The 19624-nt window shown below is 57.9% G+C and carries 15 protein-coding genes; 5 read left to right on the top strand and 10 right to left on the bottom strand.

The features are described from left to right. Positions 1-218: 218 nt before the first annotated feature. Positions 219-2072: a ribonucleoside-diphosphate reductase subunit alpha gene (locus M2305_RS01735; protein ID WP_232309134.1), complete on the top strand. Its 1854-nt coding sequence runs from the start codon at positions 219-221 to the stop codon at positions 2070-2072. Positions 2073-2140: 68 nt separating this feature from the next. On the opposite strand, the gene M2305_RS01730 is transcribed toward M2305_RS01735, so the two are convergent. Beyond that, positions 2141-4711, bottom strand: a complete 2571-nt coding sequence (locus tag M2305_RS01730) for a glycosyltransferase family protein (protein ID WP_264648402.1) — start codon at positions 4709-4711, stop codon at positions 2141-2143. Between the two features lie 266 nt (positions 4712-4977). Here M2305_RS01730 and M2305_RS01725 point away from each other — a divergent pair, with 266 nt between their 5' ends. Continuing rightward, positions 4978-6003 carry a ribonucleotide-diphosphate reductase subunit beta gene (locus tag M2305_RS01725; RefSeq protein WP_046899852.1) on the top strand — a complete coding sequence of 342 codons (1026 nt, stop codon included), beginning with the start codon at positions 4978-4980 and terminating at the stop codon, positions 6001-6003. A gap of 19 nt (positions 6004-6022) precedes the next feature. On the opposite strand, the gene M2305_RS01720 is transcribed toward M2305_RS01725, so the two are convergent. Further along, positions 6023-6697: a tRNA1(Val) (adenine(37)-N6)-methyltransferase gene (locus tag M2305_RS01720; RefSeq protein WP_264648401.1), complete on the bottom strand. Its 675-nt coding sequence runs from the start codon at positions 6695-6697 to the stop codon at positions 6023-6025. Positions 6698-7009: 312 nt separating this feature from the next. Here M2305_RS01720 and M2305_RS01715 point away from each other — a divergent pair, with 312 nt between their 5' ends. Next, positions 7010-8065: a polyprenyl synthetase family protein gene (locus M2305_RS01715; RefSeq protein WP_086634068.1), complete on the top strand. Its 1056-nt coding sequence runs from the start codon at positions 7010-7012 to the stop codon at positions 8063-8065. 49 nt (positions 8066-8114) lie between these two features. On the opposite strand, the gene M2305_RS01710 is transcribed toward M2305_RS01715, so the two are convergent. Both M2305_RS01710 and M2305_RS01705 read right to left on the bottom strand, forming a co-directional pair. Beyond that, a complete protein-coding gene (locus M2305_RS01710) occupies positions 8115-8894 on the bottom strand; it encodes a glutamate racemase (RefSeq protein WP_408871455.1) in 780 nt (259 codons plus the stop codon). 62 nt (positions 8895-8956) lie between these two features. Beyond that, positions 8957-9703, bottom strand: a complete 747-nt coding sequence (locus M2305_RS01705; RefSeq protein ID WP_016737749.1) for an orotate phosphoribosyltransferase — start codon at positions 9701-9703, stop codon at positions 8957-8959. Positions 9704-9877: 174 nt separating this feature from the next. Here M2305_RS01705 and M2305_RS01700 point away from each other — a divergent pair, with 174 nt between their 5' ends. Continuing rightward, positions 9878-10114: a hypothetical protein gene (locus M2305_RS01700; protein WP_046899580.1), complete on the top strand. Its 237-nt coding sequence runs from the start codon at positions 9878-9880 to the stop codon at positions 10112-10114. A gap of 24 nt (positions 10115-10138) precedes the next feature. On the opposite strand, the gene M2305_RS01695 is transcribed toward M2305_RS01700, so the two are convergent. Beyond that, a complete protein-coding gene (locus tag M2305_RS01695) occupies positions 10139-11440 on the bottom strand; it encodes a citrate synthase (RefSeq protein ID WP_211496451.1) in 1302 nt (433 codons plus the stop codon). A 263-nt stretch (positions 11441-11703) separates the two neighbouring features. On the opposite strand from M2305_RS01695, the gene M2305_RS01690 reads away from it, so the two are divergent. Beyond that, positions 11704-13449, top strand: a complete 1746-nt coding sequence (locus M2305_RS01690) for a Hint domain-containing protein (RefSeq protein WP_264648399.1) — start codon at positions 11704-11706, stop codon at positions 13447-13449. Positions 13450-13467: 18 nt separating this feature from the next. Here the strand turns inward: M2305_RS01690 and M2305_RS01685 are convergent, their stop codons facing one another. The 5 genes from M2305_RS01685 to M2305_RS01665 all read right to left on the bottom strand — a co-directional run bounded on the left by M2305_RS01685 (position 13468) and on the right by M2305_RS01665 (position 19613). Continuing rightward, positions 13468-13983, bottom strand: coding sequence for a SixA phosphatase family protein (locus M2305_RS01685; RefSeq protein WP_264648398.1), 516 nt, complete (start codon positions 13981-13983; stop codon positions 13468-13470). After that, positions 13984-14298 (bottom strand): chorismate mutase, encoded by a 315-nt coding sequence (locus M2305_RS01680; protein ID WP_046899577.1) that lies wholly within the window; start codon positions 14296-14298, stop codon positions 13984-13986. It lies immediately after the preceding gene. Beyond that, positions 14288-14974 (bottom strand): metallophosphoesterase, encoded by a 687-nt coding sequence (locus tag M2305_RS01675; RefSeq protein ID WP_046899576.1) that lies wholly within the window; start codon positions 14972-14974, stop codon positions 14288-14290. The genes M2305_RS01680 and M2305_RS01675 overlap by 11 nt, the downstream gene beginning before the upstream one ends. Before the next feature lie 113 nt (positions 14975-15087). Then, positions 15088-16878, bottom strand: a complete 1791-nt coding sequence (locus M2305_RS01670; RefSeq protein ID WP_264648397.1) for a coiled-coil domain-containing protein — start codon at positions 16876-16878, stop codon at positions 15088-15090. Next, entirely contained in the window at positions 16821-19613 is a 2793-nt protein-coding gene (locus tag M2305_RS01665; protein ID WP_264648396.1) for an AAA family ATPase, read from the bottom strand. The genes M2305_RS01670 and M2305_RS01665 overlap by 58 nt, the downstream gene beginning before the upstream one ends. Between the last annotated feature and the right edge of the window lie 11 nt (positions 19614-19624).

The following is a 19624-nucleotide window of genomic DNA, read 5'->3' as shown; positions in this document are numbered from 1 at the left end:
ATTTGCAAGAGAAGAGTTCGCTTGCAGTGACGGGCGCGGGTGTGGAATTGGAGGGTCATCAAATCGAAAAAATCAGACTGCCGGAGCAGAGCGCAATGACACTTCATGACGTGACGATGGACACGCCACATACGGCCGACCGCCCGCATGACGTGCTTCCGCCTGTTGACCATCCTGTTGGCGAGCGTGCTGTTGGGGAGGGGGAAGAAACGCCGGACATGTTCGATGATGTCGTGCAGCTTCCGGGTCATCATGCCGTCCGTGTGGATCGTTCACGTGATTCGCTTTTGACGGATTTTGGCAAGGCGACACTAAACAACCGCTACCTTCTGCCGGGCGAGCATTATCAGGATCTGTTTGCGCGCGTTGCGTCCTATTACGGGGCGGATCAGGGCCATGCCCAGCGTATTTATGATTACATTTCGCGCCACTGGTTCATGCCAGCTACACCGATTCTGTCTAACGGTGGAACGTCCCGCGGTCTGCCGATTTCCTGCTTCCTGAACGAAGCCGAAGATAGCCTGGAAGGTATCGTCGGCCTCTGGAACGAAAACGTCTGGCTGGCATCCAAGGGCGGCGGTATCGGGTCGTATTGGGGCAATCTGCGCTCAATCGGCGAGAACATCGGTCGTAACGGTAAGACGTCCGGCGTCATTCCGTTCATCCGCGTTATGGACAGCCTGACACTCGCCATCTCGCAGGGGTCCCTGCGTCGTGGGTCTGCGGCTGTGTATCTGCCGGTCTGGCATCCTGAAATCGAAGAATTCACGGAAATGCGCCGCCCAACGGGCGGTGACCCAAACCGTAAGGCCCTGAACCTGCATCATGGCGTTCTGATCACAGACGCCTTCATGCGCGCTGTTGAGGCGGACGAGGAATGGCCTCTGCTGTCCCCGAAGGATCACAGCATCATCCGCAAGGTGTCTGCTCGTGGGCTTTGGATCCGCATCCTGACGGCCCGTATGGAGCAGGGTGAGCCGTACGTTATCTACTCGGATCATGTGAACCGTGCCCGTCCAGAACATCACAAGCTGGCCGGTCTTGAGGTCAAGACCTCCAATCTCTGCGCCGAGATCACGCTGCCAACCGGTATCGACCACCATGGCAAGAACCGGACGGCTGTCTGCTGCCTGTCTTCCCTGAACCTGGAAACCTGGGACGAGTGGAAGGACGATCCGCAGTTCATCGAGGACGTCATGCTGTTCCTTGACAACGTTCTGCAGGACTTCATTGACCGTGCCCCGGACGACATGGCGCGTGCCAAGTATGCGGCTGCCCGTGAGCGCTCTGTCGGTCTTGGCGTGATGGGATACCATTCCTTCCTTCAGGCCCGGATGATCCCGTTCGAGAGCGTGATGGCGAAGGTCTGGAACAAAAAGATCTTCCAGCACATCCGCGCTCAGGCCGATGCGGCTTCAAAGAAGCTGGCGGAACTGCGTGGTCCTTGCCCAGATGCCGAAGAATACGGCTTTATGGAGCGTTTCTCGCACAAGCTGGCGATTGCTCCGACGGCGTCCATTTCCATCATCACGGGTAATGCCAGCCCCGGCATCGAGCCGATCAGTGCCAACGTCTTCCTTCAGAAGACCCTGTCTGGTTCCTTCTCGGTCCGTAACCGCCATCTGACCACGATCCTTGAAGAGCGCGGTCAGAATACGGATAAGGTGTGGTCTGACATTACCCTGAGCAAAGGCTCCGTTCAGCATCTGGACTTCCTGACGCAGGATGAGAAAGACGTCTTCAAGACGGCCTTCGAACTGGATCAGCGCTGGGTTGTCGAGCATGCCGCAGACCGTGCGCCGTTCATCTGTCAGGCACAGTCGGTCAACCTCTTCCTGCCGGCGGATGTTCATAAGCGCGACCTGCATCAGATCCACTTCCAGGCCTGGAAGAAAGGCCTGAAGTCTCTGTATTATTGCCGTTCCCTGTCGGTGCAGCGTGCCGATGCGGTCTCCACGCTGGCCGTGAAGAGTGACATTCTGGACGACGAGAAGTACGAAGCTACCGTGCAGGCTGCCCCGCGTGGCAAAATGAGCAGTGGCGATTACGACGAGTGCCTCGCCTGTCAGTAAGGCAGGTTGGGACTATCGGTTTGAAAAGCCCGGCTCCTCGTTTTGGGAGCCGGACTTTTTTTATGTTCTCAGGGCGTGTCAGACGCTCTAACGCGACGGAAACCCAGCCAGAGCAGGATAAGCCCCAGTGCTGTAGCGATCCATCCGAATGTTGCGCCGGGAGGTGCAAAATGAAAGTGGATCCGGGTTGGTCCTGCAGGAAGCGGGATACGTTCAAATAATCCGTCCCACACTTCCGGAACGATGAAAGTGCCATTCACCTCGGCCGTCCATCCCGGCAGCATCACCTCGCGACGGATAAGATAAGTCGGCGCCGGGCAGTTTGCGGCAAGCGTCTCCCGGTCTTTCAGAGTAAGGGTGCAGGCTGCTTCAGTCTCAAAATAGGGGGCAGCGTTCTTCAGCCGGATAAGATCTCCGGTTCCCGTGTGCAGGACGGGTGTCATGGCTTCGTGCACAGCCTCTGTTTCAAAGCGGATGCGCGGCCAAGCCACATGATCCTTCACGGTGGACCAGATCATAACGTCTGTGGTGGCCTCTTTGAGGCTTAACGTCAGGGTATGGGCATCGGCAGGAATGATTTTATCCAGTTCGATCGACGTCAGACCGTTGTCTGTTGCCTCTTTCAACCGTGTCTGACCCGTTGCGCATTGCGTGTCGGAACAAATGGACAGGATCAGAATTCCGTTCGAGTTTCCAGCGTAAGTGCCCAATTGAAGCGTTGCCAGGCGGCTGACCGGCTTTTCCCATGATGAAATATCGATTGTGACTTCTGGGGCGTTTGGCGTCAGAGGAAAGCCGTTTGGCTGGCGGTTTTCTAGAGGATAGGGCGCGATGCTTGGTATGCCATGACCCGGAGGAACCAGCAGGGCTGATACGCCGAGTTTGGCGAACAGATCAGGACGACGGGCCAAGGAGGCTTCCAGAAAGGCATCCCCATTTTCAGCAAAAGGATAGGAGCCATTAAAGGTTACGGCGTCGACTTTTGAGCCGAAGTCCTGTTTCAGGCGCTTGATCCATGCTTTCGGCGTGGGAATGGCGTTGTGATTGATAGAGGCGATCCGCAGATAAGCACCATAATTTGGCTCAATCGGGCCAATGGTCACGAATCGCTGTAGGCCGGCTTCACCCTGTAGTGCCGTAATAAGGCGTTGGTCTGGATGGGGTTGTTCCGAATAGGCGCTTAGAAGAGGAAATCCGAACAATAAAAGGGTCTCACAAAAGAGAACCGTTCCAATAATTTTCGGATGTTTCCTGCTCGTTGCAAGAAAAACCACAACAGCCAAGCAGAAGCTGCCAAAAGTCAGCGATCCTACTGCATAGATGTGGGAGGAAACTGGTCCTTCGGAAACTGAACGAAGTTTAGTCAGGAACTGATGATCCAGACCATAGGTCGTGACAATCAGGGCGCCCATCACACAAGCAGACAGGATGATTGCTCTGCGGTGCCACACACCACGGAACATGTCATCCAGGGCGAAGGCTGCAAGAAAGATCAGACAGCTTTCCACCATGGGTTCGCAAAGGCGAAAGAATACGGTGTGCCCAAGTCCTGGCATCAGATCGACGAGTTGAGTGAGCCCCGAAACACCGGCCTGTTTTCCCACGACAGCAAGGAAAATGCCGAGCAGCAGGAAGCGCAGCCCTCGCTCGTTGTTGCCCCCGATGGCGCATAAAGCCAGAAACGGAAGAGTAAGCCCGCAATAGCCTCCTAGGGCATACCATGCATCCAATTCGGAGCCGTAGAATATGGGGCCGTTGATGTAGGGGAATAGCAGCATCGACCATGCCTGATGCGGCAGGGTCTCATCATTGATCCCGCCGTGAACGCCGATGTCAGCATGGGGTAGGAATGTCAGAAAAGCGAGGAGTTGCGGGGCGGCAATCAAACCTGCTGTGAAGCCCCCAAGGCAGATGTGAAGGGCAAAGCGGGACCTGCTGTCAGGAGCAGTCTGGAAAAAGCGCAGAACGGCAAGCCCGAGCGCGATCAGTCCTAAAAGAAAGGCAGTTTCGGGGAAGCCTGCCAACAGGAGATAGGTCAGGCTTAGAGCAAGCCAGCCCCAATTCCCGGTTCGGGCACGTTCCACGCCATAGAGAGCGAGAGGCAGAAAGGCGAGGGGTTCAGACGGGCCGTCGGACGCCCATGCATAGGTGCCGTTGAAAGCATAGAGCAGGCCACCGATCAGCGCGGCGCGAGGATCGAGGCGCAGCTGTTTCAAGAATGCATATGTGGACAGACCCGCAATGATCTGCAGAGCGCACTTCATCATCAGGAGACCATTCGGCAGCCCAAGAAACAGCACGAATGGTAGAAAAAATGCGGCAGGCTGATATTCGCCCGCCAAAGGCATACCAACACCGCTGTAGGGGTTCCACCAGGGAATGACACCATGCACCCAGTCGTGCGCCACAAGTCGGCCAAGGGCTTCTACGAAAACGCCCGCACAACCGTCGATCCAGCCTGGGTGTCCCGGCATCAGTCCCTTCGCGGCACTGGCGGAATTCTGCACCATCAGTGACGTCGTCATCATTGGGTCGCTGGAGCGTAAGCCGAGCCATTCCGGCAGATAGATGCAGATTGGCAGGAGGATCAGCGCGAGAAGGTGAGAGCGAGGCCAGAAGCGACGCATTTTCGGGGGCATGGAAGCTCCAGGTGGAGGGTTGTGTTGATTGCATAACCCCCGTGTTTTCGTCCCACAAGCGAATGGATTGTCGACTGATGCAGCGTCGGACGTTATGATCTGCCTCAGAATGATTCTGGATGACCTGGGTTGTGCGTCGCTGCGCCCCTGCGATGGTCTTCAGTCGGACTAAGGTATTGAAAAACACGAATTTTCACGTGTCTGTCTCGTCCGGATCGGATGAAACGCGGCCACAGGAAGAACGTGTCTTTGAGGAAAGTAAGGTCATGAGCAACACGACCCCGAATGCTGGCGAAACGCCAGCGACCGAGCAGCATTATGACCTGATGACTGCGAACCCGGTGTACAAACCGTTTCGCTACCCGTGGGCCTATGATGCCTGGCTAACCCAGCAGCGCGTTCACTGGCTCCCGGAAGAAGTGCCGCTGGCTGATGACGTGAAGGATTGGCATCGTACGTTGACGGAAGCCGAGCAGCATCTCGTGACGCAGATCTTCCGCTTCTTCACGCAGGCCGACGTGGAAGTGAATTCCGCGTACATGAAATATTATAGCCAGGTCTTCAAGCCGACTGAAGTGCTGATGATGCTGTCATCGTTCTCGAACATCGAGACGATCCACATTGCGGCCTATTCCCATCTTCTCGACACCATCGGGATGCCCGAAACAGAGTATTCGGCCTTCCTGAAGTACAAGGAGATGAAGGACAAATACGATTTCATGCAGTCGTTTAACATCGACAACAAGCGTGAAATTGCGAAGACCATGGCGGCATTTGGCGCCTTCATGGAAGGGCTTCAGCTTTTCGCATCGTTCGCGATCCTGCTGAACTTCCCGCGCTTCAACAAGCTCAAGGGCATGGGGCAGATTGTCTCTTGGTCCGTGCGTGATGAAACGCTGCACTGCCTGTCCATGATCCGTCTGTTCCGCACGTTCATTCGTGAGAATCCGGAACTGTGGACGGAAGATTTCCGTGAAGAACTGAAGGAAATCTGCCGCACGACCGTTGAGCATGAAGACGCGTTCATTGATCTGGCCTTTGAAATGGGCCCGGTTGAAGGAATGTCCTCGGAAGACGTCAAGCGTTACATCCGCTTCATTGCGGATCGTCGTCTGACGCAGCTTGGTCTTGATCCGGTTTATGGTGAGGAAGAAAATCCGCTCCCATGGATTGATGACATGCTGAACGCTGTTGAGCACGCCAACTTCTTCGAAAACCGTTCCACGGAATACTCCCGTGCCTCTACGTCCGGCACCTGGGAAGAAGCCTTCGAAGGCAGCGTCTTCGAATAATCTGCTTTTGGGGGAGGAGTCAGCTTTCGGGCAGGCTCTCTCCCTGTCGCAGAACCCGTTCGGCCGCATCGGTAAAGCGGCCATCCTCTTCATGCAAAATCAGTCCCGGACGCAGGCGAAAGATGCCTTTGCCGCCGTGGATGGCCTGGATCAGCACCAGTTTCGCTTCCCGTCCCTGTTTGGGCCAGAAGGGGTAGAGCTGGAGTGAACCGCACCCGTTTTCCAAAAGCGTCTGGCAGGCTCTGTCCGTGATCGCTGCGGATATGATGAACGTCAGTGTTCCACCGGGTAGAACCCAGCGGGTGAGGCTGCGGATCCAGGCCTGTGGGTCGGTGTCTTCTGCGCTGAGGGCCAGCCGCCGCCGTTCGTCGGGGGAGGGCGTACCATGCGCGCTGTGCCAAGGAGGATTGGCCATCACGTGATGGAAGCGACCATTGGCTGTCGGAGCCAGAGCTCGCAAGGATGATGGGATTGTCGGGAGCACGGCCTGAAGAGCCGAAAGCGATGTTCGCGGGTCTGGAAACGGGTTGTTCAGGAAATTGTGAGCTGCCAATTGTACTGTATCCGCATCGGCCTCTAGCCCAATGCCGCTCACGCCAGCAACACGTGCTGCAAGGCATAGCAAGCCTGCTCCTGCACCGCATCCTGCCTCCAGAACAGTCTCTCCAGCTCGTGCAGGGACCGCTGCCGCCATCAGGACGGGCTCAAGCCCCGTGCGATAGCCCTTCCGAAATTGTCGGTAGTGGAGTCGTCCGTTGAGCAATGTTCCGTCCCTTTCGTTTTCAGAAAGGGGGGAAGTGCTCTTCAGATGGGCCTTAGGGGGCTGCAATGGGTTGACCACCTTCCTGCTGCCGCTCATATGGTCATTCCAACCTGTCGTCCGGCGTTAATATGGCCTGGTCGCTTTTCCAGACAGGAAGAACGAGCAGGGATACGCCACATCATATCGTGCCTGCACGGTCCTGGGCAGTCCTGGGATAGTGTGCAGGAACTGGAGTAAAGACCCTTGGATTCTGCCGCACCGGATGCTGCCGTGACCGTTGATAAAGCTGTGGTTCAGGGTACAGGTGGCGAAAGCGCACTGTCAGCGCTGTCAGCCTATCTCGAAGAGGACATGCTGGCTTGCAACCGCGCCATTATCGCGCGGATGGAGAGCCCTGTCCCCCTGATCCCGCAGCTTGGCGCTCACCTGGTGGCTGCTGGCGGCAAGCGCCTTCGTCCCCTTCTGACGCTCGCTTCAGCACGGCTGTGTGGTTATCAGCCAGGCCCTGATCATCAGCGTCATGTCGGGCTCGCAGCCTGCGTGGAGTTCATTCACACCGCAACTCTGCTGCATGATGATGTGGTGGACGAGAGCACGCTGCGTCGCGGTCTGGCTTCGGCCAATGCCGTGTTCGGCAACAAGGCGTCCGTTCTGGTGGGGGACTTCCTGTTCGCCCGTTCGTTCCAGCTTATGACGGCAGACGGCTCCCTGAAGGTCATGGCGATCCTGTCAGATGCGTCTGCAACGATTGCTGAAGGCGAAGTCCTTCAGATGGTTGTGCAGAACGATCTCACGACGCCTGTTGAGCGGTATCTCGAAGTCATTCACGGCAAGACGGCCGCACTGTTTGCGGCGGCCTGCCGCGTCGGTGCTGTTGTGGCCGAGCGTCCCGATGCCGAAGAGGATGCTCTGGAGCAGTTTGGCACCAATCTGGGTATGGCGTTCCAGCTTGTTGATGACGCCCTGGATTATGCCGCGGACCAGCAGGTTCTGGGCAAGACCGTTGGCGATGACATGCGGGAAGGCAAGATCACTCTGCCGGTCCTGGCCGCCTATGAGGCCGGCTCACCGGAAGAGCGTGTGTTCTGGGAGCGCGTTATCGGGGAAGGTGAGCAGACTGAGGAAGATCTGCCTCATGCTCTGAACCTGATTGCGAAAACAGGTGCGATCAATACGACGATCGCCCGGGCGCAGGTCTATGCAGATGCGGCTGTTGAAGCCCTGTCCATTTTCCCGGATAGCGAATTGCGTCGCCTCCTGATCGAGACGGTTCAGTTCACGGTGAACCGGGCCCGCTAAAAAGCTCTGTTTTGCGGCAGTCCGCTTAGGGCTGGCGCAGACTTCGCTTTCAGGCCGTCAGTGCGAGCGGGCTGAAAAGAGACCATTCCGAAAAACCTAAACGGCTTACGGCGGCTTCCAGGCGTGGCGCATTGAATGGTGCGCTTGTCATGAAAAGCCGGGGCGGGGCTGAAACTTTGTCTGTTGTGATGGGTGCTAGGGTTTCGAGAACAGTGCGAACCTGTCGCGCGACGGCTGGTGCCGGGTCGAGCCAGTTCAGGTTTGGGCGTGCAAGGCGCTGAAAAGCTGGCATCAGAAACGTGTAATGTGTGCAGCCAAGCCCGACCGTATCGATGGCCTCGCCATGAGGCTGTTCGAACAGGCAGGTCAGTTCGCGTTCGACGTCCGCATCCGGAATGGCATCGCCCAGAAAGGCGCGTTCGGCCAGGTCAGCCAGTCCACGCGCACCGTGAGTGATGAGACGGCAATCCGAAGCAAACTGCCGATGCAGTTCCAGAACATAGGGGCGCCGGGCCGTTGCTGACGTGGACAGCAGGCCAACGGTCCGTGTTGTGGAAACACGTCCAGCCCAGCGGATAGGAGGGACGCATCCGACAACGGGGATGGAGAGACGTTCCCGGAGCGCCGGCAACGCAATGGTGCTCGCCGTATTGCAGGCAATCACCAAGACGTCTGGCTGAACGTCACGGCAGGCTGCTTCGAGCAGGCTGACGATGCGGCCGGTCAAGCGGTCATCAGGTTGTTCCCCATATGGAAACAGCGCGGTGTCAGCCAGATAGTCGATCGTGAGGGCGGGGAGGATGTCGCGCAGAGCCTGAACGACACCCATCCCTCCGATGCCCGAGTCAAAAACAAGGCATCGGGACAAAAGGGCAGGAGAGCCCACGGGCGTCAGCCTTCTGCTTTGGCCTTGAGCGCCAGCGCTTCTTCGGCGCTGCCAACACCGCCGTGCTTGCGGGACCAGCCACAGGGATCTTCAAGGAAGCGACGAACCTCGGCACTGTCCTTTTCAGAGAAATAATCGCCGCCTGCGCAGGCTTCCAAAACATCCCACCAGGTGCACAGCGCGTGCAGAGAGATGTCCATGTCTGCCAGTGTTTTGTGGGCGCCTGGGAAGACTCCGTAGAAGAACACGACGAAGGTGTGGTTCACGATGGCGCCTGCATCGCGCAGAGCGTTGGCGAATCGGATCTTGGATGCGCCGTCTGTCGTCAGGTCTTCGACCAGCAGGGTGCGCATGCCATCGGGTACATCACCTTCGATCTGCGCATTGCGGCCGAAGCCTTTTGGCTTTTTGCGGACATACGCCATCGGCGTCATCATGCGGTCTGCGATCCACGCAGCGAACGGAATACCTGCTGTCTCGCCGCCGACAACCGCATCAATGCTCTCATAGCCGATGTGGCGGCCGATCTTCTCGACGGCCAGTTCCATGATCTTGGTCCGGGCGCGGGGGAAGAAGATGATCTTGCGGCAGTCGATATAGACCGGGGACTTCCAGCCTGACGTCAGGGTGTAAGGCTCTTCCGGACGGAAGTTGACGGCCTTGATCTCCAGAAGGATGCGGGCGGTGGTCAGGGCTGCGTCCCGGTCCCACTGGGTGCGACCCGCGATCGGGCTCTCTCCATGTTGTGTCATGCTGCTCTCCACTGACGTCGTTTTCTGTGGTTTACCGGCCACAAGACACAAAGGGTAGTGCCAAATTCGTACGCACTTGTTGCTGTTATAGGGAGACCCAATCTATGCTTGCGCAGTCAGGCCTTGCCCCCTAAGGAGTAAGACCGTTTTTCCTCTTCTGAAGCAGGATCAAAAGTGAGCATCGAAACCAGCCGGATCGGCCGGAAATGCGAACGTGCCGTTGTCACAGCCTATCAGGAACTGCGTGAGGTCGGTCAGCCGGACATGCAGGCCTTTGCTGCATGCACGACGCTTTACCGCATCCATCATCCTGAATCTTCCATCACGGAAGCACGTCGCCTTGTTGCGGAATGGATCGACCATCACGTTGTCCGCAAGGCTGATGGCCAGACTCCGGGCTGCGATTGCTAATCCAGCCCGTGTGACAGGGGCCTTTCAGCCCCGGTCACTCATGGAAACAAACTCCCGCTTTGTTTCCCCTACATAAAGCTGGCGAGGGCGCGTAATCCGCCCGGCCGGATCTTCAATCATTTCTTTCCATTGGCTGACCCACCCCACTGTCCGCGCAACCGCGAATAGAACGGTGAACATGCTTGTCGGAATCCCGAGAGCTTTCAGGATCAGCCCTGAGTAGAAATCCACATTCGGATAGAGCTTACGGCTGACGAAATAATCGTCTTCTGTGGCCACTCTTTCCAGTTCCTTGGCCAAGTCGAGCAGCGGATCGCGCTCCAGGCCAAGCTCGGAAATTACTTCATGGCACGTCGCCTGTAGGATTTTCGCGCGGGGATCAAAATTCTTGTAGACGCGATGGCCAAAGCCCATCAGACGAACGCTGGAATTTTTATCTTTAACCTGCTCCAAGAAAGCAGGGATGCCCTCACGTGTTCCGATAGACTGAAGCATGTTCAATGCCGCTTCGTTGGCTCCCCCGTGAGCTGGTCCCCAGAGCGCAGCAATGCCGGCAGAGATGCAGGCGTAAGGGTTCGCGCCGGTAGAACCAACAAGTCGAACCGTCGTGGTTGATGCGTTCTGCTCATGATCGGCGTGCAGGAGCAGGATACGGTCCATGGCGCGCGCCAGAACCGGATTGACCCGGTAGTGATTGCCGGGGCGGGCAAAAAGCATGTGCAGGAAATTCTCGGAGAACGACATCTCTTCATCTGGATAGATGAAAGGCTCTCCGATGGAATATTTGTAGGCCCACGCTGCAATCGTCGGGACTTTGGCAATGAGCCTGCGGGCAGAGAGATCCCGGTCTTCTGCCTGTGAAATATCCAGACCATCATGATAAAACGCGGACAGCGCACCAACAGTCCCGCATAGAATGGCCATCGGGTGGGCATCACGGCGGAAACCGTTGAAAAAATTGCGGATCTGCTCATTGAGCAGCCGATGGGTGTTCATGTCAGCTTGAAACGCCTGATACTGCGGAGTGGTCGGCAGTTCTCCATAAAGCAGCAGGTAGGCTGTTTCCGTGAAGCTTGCATTCAGGGCGAGGTCTTCAATGGGATAGCCGCGGTGAAGAAGCGTTCCTGCATCGCCATCAATGAATGTGATTTTGCTGGTGCAGGTTGCCGTTCCCGTCAGGCCCGGATCAAAGGAAAAAATACCCAGATTCTGTTGGATTCCACGCAGGTCTGCGACGTCCGGCCCCATGGTGCCTTTCAGGAGGGGCGCCTGCATGGAAGCGCCGCCAGCATGAAGGGTAGCAGTTTCGGACTTTGGATCGTGCATGGAACAGGCGCCTGTCTGGCAGAGTGACGGAAAGGACTAAAGTCTAGGGTGTAGGGGTTTTCCCTGTCCAGAGACACCATCTGTCATGCTGTCGATGGCCCCAAAAAAAGCGGAAAAACCTAAAAGCAGCAGTGAAACTGCGCGTCTTAAAGTTTTTGTTAATAAAATTGTGTTTTTGAATGCGTTTCGGCTACAACCCGCGCTCTTCACGTCGTCAGGTTTAGAAAATCTACGATTTCTTTTTCCGTCAAAACAGGATCTTCATGTCTCAGATAGTTTCTTCAGGTCAGGCAGTCTCCGGGGGTACCGTCAGCGGAGAGGGTAACATTCTGACCGTTGAAAATGGTGGCTCTATTCAAAGGGTGACCGTTGTGAGCGGTGGTGCTGTTTCTAACGCAGGGGAAGATCGTTTTCTGACCATCAGCAATGGTGGAACCCTGACAGTCGGGTCCGCAGGTAATTCCTACAACGCGACTGTTTTGTCCGGGGGGCTTCAGGCTGTTACGAACGGCGGTCATGCCTACAATGTAGCCGTCAGCAGCGGGGGAATGCAGGTTACGTCTTCGGGCGGTAAGTTGACCCATACACAGCTGAACCCCGGCGCTACCCTCTCGGCTCTGTCTGGCTCGATTGTTGACCATGCTGAAGTTCGCAGTGGAGCGTCGTTCTACGTTGCATCCGGAGCGGTTGCAGATACGACCGTTATTTCGTCCGGTGCTGTCCTGACGCTGCAAAGCGGGGGCATCCTGACCGAGACGATCCTGTCGTCAGGCGGACGGATTGACCTGGATGGACTGAGCTATTCAGACGGGGAAACAGCGACCTTTGTCAGTAGTGGGGGCGCTTATTATCTGAACGTCACTTCTGGTGGAAATGTCGTTTATTCCACGCGGATGCAGGGCGATTACAGCAGCAATGGTGTGACCCTGACGAAAGATGATGACGGTTCAACAATCGCTTCGCTAGGCCCGGTCTGCTTTCTTGGAGGAAGCCTTATCCAGACACCGACTGGTGAGGTCGTTGTTGAAGACCTGCGTGCGGGGGATGAAGTTGTGGTCATCCGGGACGGCGCCGAGCAGGTTGAGCGTCTGAATTGGGTGGGACGCAAGAAAGCACAGGTTCGTAAAGGGCCGCATCTGGATGAAGCTGGCTATCCGGTCCGCATCTGCAAAGGGGCCGTGTCTGAGCGCGTTCCTCATACGGATCTGCTGTTGACGCCAGAGCATTGCCTTTATCTCAATGGTGTTTTCATTCCAGTGCGTATGCTCGTGAATGGCGGCAGCATTGCCTACGCAACTGACATCACGTCCTATGACTACTACCATGTCGAGACAGCCAACCATGATGTGATTGTGGCGAACGGTCTGACGACAGAGAGCTATCTCGACACAGGAAATCGCAACAGCTTTGCTCAGCCAGGAAGCATTGCTCACTTCTCGACTGTTGCAAAAAGCTGGGAGCACGACGCATCTGCACCACTGGAGACGGATCGGGCAGTCGTAGAGCCTGTCCATGCTCGTTTGGCACAGCGCTCTGAACAGCTTGGCCTGAACGTGGCGTCTGAATCTGAGACCACGGGTGAACATGATCTCCATCTTGAAACACGTTCGGGGCAACATATTGCTCCTATGCGTCAGGTCGGAGGAAGGCTCCTCTTTTCACTTCCGACGGGTGCGCGCACGGTTCGTCTGGTGTCACGCGCGTCTCGGCTGTGTGATTCGGTTGGTCCCTATCTGGATGACCGCCGGATGCTCGGCGTTCTGACGCGAACGATCCGTCTTTGGGATGGAGATGGAATGCAAAAGCTTATGGCGCGCCAGCCCGCAGATGCTGAGGGATGGTATCCAGCAGATCCGTCAGGAATCCGTTGGACGAATGGCAATGCTCTTCTCGAACTCGGGGCGCGTTCGGCCACTGACGCCGGTGTTCTGGAAGTCGAAATTCTTGAGGCTGGCCCCTATGTAAAACCTCAGGCCGCTGAAAAACGCATCAGCCTTCTTTGCGCCTGAGCGAGGCTGGTACGCCAGTCAAGGGATAAGAACCTGACTGGCTTTGACAGTGGAAGGCCGGATATTCATCCAGTCTTCCTGTGTCTGAAAAACGGTTAGGGTTGCGGGTGCGTAACCATGTCTCAAAGCCGCAAAAGTATCACTCTGGAGAGCCGGCCCAGCAAGGTCGTGAGCCAGTGTTCCTATGGCCGGGTTGTGCCCAATCAGGAGTAGCGTCCGGATATCTTCTGGTGTGGCGTGAATGAAGCCATAAAGGGTGTCGAGGCCAGCCCCATAGAGGTTGCTCTCAAGCTGCGGAACAGCCGCGTCTGGAAGAGCAGAGAGCACGCCCTCTGCCGTTTCCTGTGTTCGGCGTGCAGGGCTGCAAAGCACGTGGACAGGCCCTGGTAACTCCAGCTTTGCAAGCTGGGCACCAATTCTGGCCGCCTGTTGATGGCCCATTGGTGTCAGTGGCCGCTCAATATCACCCGATCCTGAATAAAGGTGCGGGCCTGCTTCAGCATGCCGCAGGATGAGGAGCAGGCGTTCGGTCATTCAGTGGGTACCGTTGGCTTGGGCAGCGATGGCCTCGTGGTGGCGAATGACCTCACGAATGACAAATGCGAGAAATTTTTCAGCAAAATCGGGGTCCAGATGCGCGTCTCGTGCCAACTGGCGCAGGCGTTCGATTTGCCGGGCTTCCCGATTAGGGTCTGCGGCGGGCAGGCTGGAACGCGCCTTGAGTTCGCCAACAGCCTTGGTGCAGCGGAACCGCTCTGCCAGCATATGAATCAGGGCGGCGTCGATATTGTCGATGCTGGCACGCAGGCGCTCAAGTTCTGCGAGGGCGGAAGAGCTGTCAGAAGTCATTGATATCGATCCATGCAAGGTGGCCGCCTTTTCCTGCGCCTAGATCCGTGAAGACAGCCGTGCCGCCAAGACGCCCCGTCCGGCGCCAGGGGCGTCCGTCAGTCGAGCGGCGGTCATGGCCGACATAGACCGTCATTCCGTCCGGAATGCGGTTGATCCAGGTCAGGCGGCGTTCGGGATATCCGTCCGGCTGCATGCGGCCGGTGGTTTCGCCAAAAAGGGCGCGGGACAGGGGCGCGGACATTTCGCCCAGTCCCGGGACTGCGGGTTCTGAGAGCATCGCTGTATGGAAGCCGCCGTGTACGAACAGCGCGCGGCCGAGCTGAAGCCATGTCGGGGCCGCCGCGATGGCGTCATAAGTGCGCTGTTGAAGCCCTTCGTACTCGGGAAGGGCAAATTGGCGCAGCGTTTCTTCAAGCGGTGGGTCTCGGCGCAGACGCCGCCCTTCCAGGGCACGACCGAGCTTCCGATCGTGATTGCCGAGAATGAAGAGGCCACGCTGTGTTTCAAGCAGGTCGAGCATGAGCTCCATCACACCTGCGCTGTCCGGCCCATGATCCACCAGATCCCCAAGCTGAATGATAAAACGTTCCGTCGCTGTCGCGTGACGGAAAGCGTTGAGATCACCGTGCACGTCTCCCACCACACGAAGACCGTGTTCACGGATTCGCGTCATGATTGGGGCGGGGAGAGGTGGTTCGACGAAAATGGGTTCGGTCTTTCAAGGCGTTTTGTCTATCAAAAGGCTTCAACGCCTTAACGTCAATTTTCGATTGAAGAAAAAAGACTTCAGCCTTCGACAAGAGCGGCAGCACGCCCCAGATCAACCGACAATACCCGGCTTACACCACGTTCCTGCATCGTAACACCATAAAGCCTGTCCATATGCGCCATGGTGAGCTGATGATGGGTCACGACAAGGAAGCGCGTGCCCGCTTCTTTGGTCATATCTGCCAGAAGGGAACAGAAGCGTTCCACATTGGCGTCATCGAGTGGAGCATCTACTTCATCCAGCACACAGATTGGCGCAGGGTTACAGCGGAACGTCGCAAAGATGAGAGACAGTGCTGTCAGAGCCTGTTCGCCGCCGGACAGCAAGGACAGGGTGGAGAGCTTCTTCCCCGGCGGTTGGGCAAAGATTTCCAGACCAGCTTCCAGCGGATCATCACTGCCGACCATACCCAGATGCGCGCGACCGCCTCCGAACATCCGTGAGAACAGCGACTGGAAATGCCGGTCCACTTCCGTGAAGACGGCCAGAAGCCTCTCGCGCCCTTCACGGTTGATGGTTCCGATGCCGCCACGTAGCCGATTGATGGCGGCCGTGAGTTCTTCATGCTCGCGGGCGATGGTCTCGGCGGTCTGCTTGGCGTCCTGATACTCTGTCTCGGCCCGTAGATTGACGGCCCCCAGATCATCCCGTTCCCGGGTGAGTCGGGAGAGACGACGGCGCGTGGACGTTTCAGCCTGCTCGGACAGATCAGAGGGATAAACGCCCCCTTCTGGCGGGTCGCTTTCCGTCAACAGACGCTCACGCGCTGCCACGGCCTGTTCAGCGCGTTCCGTGTGGCGGGCAATGGCTTCGCGTGCGGAAGAAAGAGCCAGATCAGCCTCCCGACGACGCTCCTGCGCAGCCTGACCAGCCTGATCGGTGGCTTCGTCTTTGGCGCGGGCTTCATCATAAGCCGCTTGAGCCTTATCGAGATCCAGATCCTGCTGCTTCAAGGCAGCTTCGAGGCGAACCGGACTATGGGCTGCTTTGTTCCAAGCGTTTTCGAGCGTGTTCCGGCGGTCTTCCAGTTCCGCATGGGATTGAACGGCCAGAGAAATCTGTCCCTCAAGGTCGGATAGTCGTCCTCTGAGCGCCGCAATACTCCCGTTCAGGCGCATATCTTCCAGCGCAAGACGAGACAGGCTCTCTCGAACCGCCTGAAGCGCCTTCCGGGTTTCTTGCAGTTCCGCAGTGCCACCTAGTACGTTTTGTTCCAGAAGCGCCGGGTCTGGACGCTCTGCAATGGCAGCGTCCTGCGCCTGATGGTCCTTTGTGAGCTTCTCGACGAGCGCTTTGAGCTCCGCCGCACGTGGAGCAAGTGCCGTGCGCCGGGCGAGGGCTGCCGTGGCGGACTGGTCCAGGGTTTGCAATTCGGCAGAAAGGCGATCCGCTTTTTTGCGGAGATCGCTCGTGGTCTTGCTCGCGGCTTCAAGTTTCTGCCGGGCATCCTGATGCTGCTGACGGGCTACAGCTTCACGGCGCTCCAGATCCGGAAGGTCCGGCCGGTCTATCGTGGTTCTTGCGGTTTCAAGCTCAGTCTGAAGACCGTCGATGTCCCGCTCCAGCCTTTTCAGGGCCTCTTCCAGTTCCTGAAGGCGTGTCTGCGCTGTCTCATGACGCAGAACGGCCTGATCCAACGTGCGATCAGCCTGTTCAGCCTCTGTCCGGGCTGTCTGGAGATCCCGCATCAGTGCCGTGAGAGCCGTTCGAGCCCCCTCCACGACCTGAGCCGCCTGCTCAGCCGTGTCCGTCAGAGCTGCCGGAGAAGGATGAGCGTCATAATCGGCCGCCGCCTTGTCAGCGTCCAAGCGTGCGCTTTTCGCAACGGCCTCGGCGTCTGACAAACGACGTTCTGCTTCGTCCCATCGACCTTTTGCCAGTGCAGCCTGCTGTTCGCGTGACGAGAGAGCTGCGTGCGGGCCTTGCTCAGTTCAGGCTCCAGCCCCGAACGTTCCGATCGCAGACGCTGCAATGTCTGCTCTGCTTCAACCCGAGTGCGCTGGGCGTCCTGAAAAGCATTTTGTGCAGCAGTAAGACCTTTTTCCTTCTCCGTGAGAAGGGCACGAGCCTCCGTTAGGCGCTGTCTCTGCTCCAGACGGGCGGCTCCGGCATCAGGCGCGTCTCCAGAGCGAATGAAACCGTCCCATCTCCACAGGGCGCCATTCCGGCAGACAAGCGCCTGGCCGGGCTGGAGATGCGTTTGAAGAGCGGCACCTCTACCGGGATCATCCAGCAGGAAAACAGCGTCCAGACAGCGTTTAACAGCATCTGGAGCCGCAACCAGGGATGAGAGGGGCGGGCAGGAATCAATCTGTGGGCTGGCTAGTGCTGTGAGAGTAAGCCATCGACGGTCGGCTGCGACGGTCGTGGGCGCGAGCGAGGCATCGAGCCCATCCGCCAATGCCGCAGCGACGGCCCGTGCCAGATCCGCCGGAATATCAAGTCTGTCTTCCAACGGGTCCGGCTGCGCGGCGACGGCTGCGAGTGTCTGTTCCAGCCCCTCACATTCCGAACGAAGGCGCAGGATCGTGTTTTCTGTGCGGGTCAGAGCCTCACGGGTAGAGCGCTCTGCTTCTGACGCGGAAGAAAGAGCCTTTTCGGCCTCGGAAAGAGCGCGCTGAAGGGCGTCCAGTCTTGCTTCCAGATCCGTGACGGCTGCTCGAAGGGCTGCTACGTCAGTGTCCGGTACGAGAGCTTTCGCGGCGGTATCCCGCTCTCGAAGAGCCGTTTCTACGCGCTGGGTCGCCTGATTGGCGGCCTGCTGTGCGCTTTCTTTCGCACGCAGAAGACCCTTATGGCGCTGAACGCCTTCCTCAGCCTTCGCGCGTGCTTCCAGCCATGCGCTATTGGCCTCATCCAGAGCTTGCCGCGCTGCGCGTTCCCGAGCAGAAATATCTTCCAATGCCTGCATGGTCTTTTCACGCTGAGCCTGAAGCTCGGCGCGCTGTGCATCCGTCAGAAGAGCGGTTGCCGTCTGGGCATGAGCGGTGCGGTCCTGAGACAGGCGGTCTGTCGCGGCCTGAAGGCGGCGCTTCAGATCCGCCTCGGTCTTTTCCAAAACCGTCAGCCGTTGCCGTCCGTCTTCGAGGGTGCGGCCCTGCAATTCCATTGCCAGACGCGCATCCTGAAGCGTGGCAAGAGCAGCAGCTTCGATCTGTCTGGCGTCTTCAGCCTCACTGATGGCGACATCGACCTGTTGGCGCAGGCTCTCCAGAGCATCATCGTCCGGCCGATCTTTTTCCAGCGCAGTCAGTTCTGTTTCAAGTGCCTGAAGAGCGCCTGTTTCAGCATCAAGCCGCGTTGTCAGAGCATCCAGAGCACTTCTCAGCCCATCGCGACGGATCGCTTCTGCGTCCCGCAGACGGACCGCTTCTTCCAGAGATGCTGCCTGAGTTCGCTCAAGTGCTGCGAGCCGGTTCTGCTCTTCTGTGGTTTGAGCGCGCTGTTCAGGAAGCTGGGCGTGTTCCTTTTCCTGCGTTTCCAGATCAACAAGAGCGGCCGCCTGGGCGGCTTGATCCTGCGAGAGCCGTTCCGTGCTTCGGGTAAAATCTGCTTCGGCCTGCTGGAAGCGCGCCAGTGCTTCGGCCTCTGCTTCCCGCGCACGTGTGACGTCCACTCGTGCCGTTTCGGACTGGACTTTCAGACGTTCCAGAGCACTGCGAAGACGGTCTGTTTCTTCTCTGGCCTGTGGCGTGGCCTTGCGGGCTTCGAACTCCGCGATAGTCGCGTGTTCGGCTTCCTGCTCGGCTCTACGAAGAGCCTCGCGGGCTTTGGCCAGATCATCTTTGCTGCGTTGTACGGCGAGGTTGGCGCGGGCGTGCAGGAGGGCATGAAGCTGAACCTCGGCTTCCCGCAGCTTCTCGGAGAGCTCACGATATTTCCGGGCCTGAACGGTCTGTTCTTCGAGACTGCCAAGGCGTTCTTCAATCTGAAGGCGAAGGTCTTCCGCACGGGACAGGTTGGTTTCGGTCTGACGGAGTTTCAGTTCCGCGTCATGACGGCGGGCATGAAGGCCGGTGATGCCAGCGGCTTCTTCCAGCAGAAGGCGACGCTCTTCCGGCTTGGCCGCGATAAGCTGGCCGACACGGTTCTGGCTGACGATGGCGGAACTGCGCGCACCGGACGCCAGATCAGCAAAAAGCGTCTGTACGTCACGCGCACGCATGACGCGGCCATTGATACGGTATTCGCTGCCCGAGCCACGCTCTGCCCGACGCGTGATTTCGAGGTCTTCAGCATCCTGAAACGGAGCAGGGCCAAGACCCTTCGCGCCGGTCAGATGCAGCGTGACCTGAGCGATGTTCCGGGCGGAACGTGCGCCTGTTCCGGCAAAGATGAGATCGTCCAGCTCGCCGCCCCGAAGGGCGCGGGCTGAGGTCTCGCCCATTGCCCAACGCAGGCCTTCGACGACGTTGGATTTGCCACAGCCATTAGGGCCGATAATGCCCGTCAGGCCCGGAAGGATGTCAACGCGCACCTCATCAGCGAAGCTTTTGAAGCCGCCGATCGTCAGGCGGCTGATCGTCGTGGTGTGTGTTGACATCGGTGTTTATG

Source organism: Gluconobacter cerinus (assembly GCF_025961355.1).
GTDB classification, from domain to species: Bacteria; Pseudomonadota; Alphaproteobacteria; order Acetobacterales; family Acetobacteraceae; genus Gluconobacter; species Gluconobacter cerinus.
Note: the sequence above shows the minus strand (reverse complement) of the source record. Positions and strands in the feature narration are given on the sequence as shown.